Annotated in this window: 1 pseudogene; it reads left to right on the top strand. The window is 60.0% G+C overall.

Annotated elements, in window-relative coordinates:
• Positions 1-200: pseudogene (locus tag B2344_RS14545) on the top strand (acetyl-CoA C-acyltransferase); the annotation flags it as partial.

Raw genomic sequence — 200 nt, 5'->3', positions numbered from 1 at the left:
AAGGAAATGGGCGAGAAGTTCGGCCTCAAGCCGCGCGCACGCATCCGCGCGATGGCGTCCATCGGTTCCGAGCCGGGCATCATGCTGACCGGCCCGACCTATGTGTCCCAGAAGGTCCTTAAGAAGGCCGGCATGGAAGCCAGTGACATCGACCTGTACGAACTGAATGAAGCCTTCGCATCGGTCGTCCTGCTGATGAT

This window comes from Hyphomonas sp. UBA3195 (assembly GCF_002366485.1).
In the GTDB taxonomy this organism is placed as follows: Bacteria; Pseudomonadota; Alphaproteobacteria; order Caulobacterales; family Hyphomonadaceae; genus Hyphomonas.
The sequence above is the reverse complement of the archived record's forward strand: the minus strand, read 5'-3'. Positions and strand labels throughout refer to the sequence as shown.